The organism is Paenarthrobacter sp. NPDC056912 (assembly GCF_042786555.1).
Classification (GTDB): domain Bacteria; phylum Actinomycetota; class Actinomycetes; order Actinomycetales; family Micrococcaceae; genus Arthrobacter.
In genome coordinates this window covers 1-1,914 of record NZ_JBHUCD010000039.1, presented here as the reverse complement: position 1 = coordinate 1,914, position 1,914 = coordinate 1, and the positions used below count along the sequence as shown (strand labels likewise).

Here is a 1,914-nt window from a genome sequence, read left to right as displayed (position 1 = left end):
GCACCCCCCCACAAAAGGAAGACACGAAGAATGCCGTACTAGCACCAGGACACGACCAGGAAGCCATGCCAAACAAAAGTCTGATTCGTTGATATTCCACCCATGAGCACCCACCGCAGAACAGACGCCTGCGCAATGGGCAACACTGACAACCACACCATGTCCGCATGCACGAACACCAGCAGTTGCTAGCAGCTCCTTAGAAAGGAGGTGATCCAGCCGCACCTTCCGGTACGGCTACCTTGTTACGACTTAGTCCCAATCGCCGGTCCCACCTTCGACGGCTCCCCCCACAAGGGTTAGGCCACCGGCTTCGGGTGTTACCAACTTTCGTGACTTGACGGGCGGTGTGTACAAGGCCCGGGAACGTATTCACCGCAGCGTTGCTGATCTGCGATTACTAGCGACTCCGACTTCATGGGGTCGAGTTGCAGACCCCAATCCGAACTGAGACCGGCTTTTTGGGATTAGCTCCACCTCACAGTATCGCAACCCTTTGTACCGGCCATTGTAGCATGCGTGAAGCCCAAGACATAAGGGGCATGATGATTTGACGTCGTCCCCACCTTCCTCCGAGTTGACCCCGGCAGTCTCCTATGAGTCCCCGCCATAACGCGCTGGCAACATAGAACGAGGGTTGCGCTCGTTGCGGGACTTAACCCAACATCTCACGACACGAGCTGACGACAACCATGCACCACCTGTGAACCGACCGCAAGCGGGGGACCTGTTTCCAGATCTTTCCAGTCCATGTCAAGCCTTGGTAAGGTTCTTCGCGTTGCATCGAATTAATCCGCATGCTCCGCCGCTTGTGCGGGCCCCCGTCAATTCCTTTGAGTTTTAGCCTTGCGGCCGTACTCCCCAGGCGGGGCACTTAATGCGTTAGCTACGGCGCGGAAAACGTGGAATGTCCCCCACACCTAGTGCCCAACGTTTACGGCATGGACTACCAGGGTATCTAATCCTGTTCGCTCCCCATGCTTTCGCTCCTCAGCGTCAGTTACAGCCCAGAGACCTGCCTTCGCCATCGGTGTTCCTCCTGATATCTGCGCATTTCACCGCTACACCAGGAATTCCAGTCTCCCCTACTGCACTCTAGTCTGCCCGTACCCACTGCAGAACCGGAGTTGAGCCCCGGTCTTTCACAGCAGACGCGACAAACCGCCTACGAGCTCTTTACGCCCAATAATTCCGGATAACGCTTGCGCCCTACGTATTACCGCGGCTGCTGGCACGTAGTTAGCCGGCGCTTCTTCTGCAGGTACCGTCACTTTCGCTTCTTCCCTACTGAAAGAGGTTTACAACCCGAAGGCCGTCATCCCTCACGCGGCGTCGCTGCATCAGGCTTTCGCCCATTGTGCAATATTCCCCACTGCTGCCTCCCGTAGGAGTCTGGGCCGTGTCTCAGTCCCAGTGTGGCCGGTCACCCTCTCAGGCCGGCTACCCGTCGTCGCCTTGGTAGGCCATTACCCCACCAACAAGCTGATAGGCCGCGAGTCCATCCAAAACCGCAAAAGCTTTCCACCCCCCACCATGCGATGAGGAGTCATATCCGGTATTAGACCCAGTTTCCCAGGCTTATCCCAGAGTCAAGGGCAGGTTACTCACGTGTTACTCACCCGTTCGCCACTAATCCCCCCAGCAAGCTGAGGATCATCGTTCGACTTGCATGTGTTAAGCACGCCGCCAGCGTTCATCCTGAGCCAGGATCAAACTCTCCGTTGAAGTAAAACAAAAACAGACACAACCACACCCACCGGAAATAACGGCAAACACGGCTGCACAAAATTCGAAACCAGCTGAAAACCAGACCACCACACACGGGGGTGCGCAGCAATCCAGCATAAATCAACCAATTGAAAAACAATCGGTATCAACAAACTTGGCACACTATTGAGTTCTCAAACAACAGAC

Annotated in this window: 1 rRNA gene; it reads right to left on the bottom strand. The window is 55.6% G+C overall.

Features of this window, described 5'->3' with window-relative positions:
• Positions 1–203 precede the first annotated feature (203 nt).
• Positions 204–1,725 (bottom strand): 16S ribosomal RNA (locus tag ACFRJ9_RS23805).
• Positions 1,726–1,914 lie beyond the last annotated feature (189 nt).